Origin of the sequence: Faecousia intestinalis, from assembly GCF_040096185.1 — a bacterium.
Classification (GTDB): Bacteria; Bacillota; Clostridia; order Oscillospirales; family Oscillospiraceae; genus JAZOXB01.
The window spans coordinates 1-704 of sequence record NZ_JBBMFF010000011.1 but is presented as its reverse complement, the minus strand read 5'-3'; the positions used below and the strand labels follow the sequence as shown (position 1 = coordinate 704).

At 57.5% G+C, this 704-nt stretch carries 1 protein-coding gene; it reads right to left on the bottom strand.

Going from position 1 to position 704, the window contains the following annotated elements:
* Positions 1 to 105: 105 nt before the first annotated feature.
* A partial coding sequence (locus WMO66_RS00080; protein ID WP_349134368.1) for a hypothetical protein occupies positions 106 to 704 on the bottom strand: 599 nt, incomplete at its 5' end.

The window sequence follows — 704 nt, the reverse complement described above, 5'->3', positions numbered from 1 at the left end:
GGGTGCAATCTCGCAGTACCCGGTCGGATAACAGGAAAGCCCCGGCGAATTCAGGGCACAAAATGATCCGGCAGCGCCGAAGCGCTGCCGGACCTTTTTCCAATCTCAATGCGACGGCCATTCGACCGCCGTCGGCCACTGCACATGCTGGCGGGAGCCGAGCAGATAACCGTCCAGCCACCAATGGCAGGGGGACGAACCATCGGAGAAGCCGTCATCCGCGAGCCACTTCAGCAGATCTGCATCATTCGGAGCTTTCGTGCTGTATTTTGCACCGTAAACACCCGGATACACAAAGCGCCACAGATCGATCACGCAGGAATACCAATCCTGCGGAAGCTGACGCAGATCGTAGCCGTCTTCCCCGGAAGCTCCCAGATTCTGCTCCAGAACATCCGGGAGCTGCACCATGAGCGCGAATGCCGCCTTTGCATCCGGATACTCCGCAAAATACGCATCATGCGCCTTGACGCAGGCATCGAGCTTTTCTGCTGCCTCCCGGAAACTGTCAAGCATCGGCTGCTCAAAGCCCGGAACGAGCCGACCCAGTTCGATAAAATAAAGCTGCGTGCTGTCGAGCAATTCTGTGCTGCCCGAGGCAGGGCTGCGGGAACAGGCTGTCAGCAGAGACGGGACCGCACACAGGAACACCGCGAGAAGAAAAATGGACAGAACCTTGCGCCATGCAGCAAATTTCATAAGTA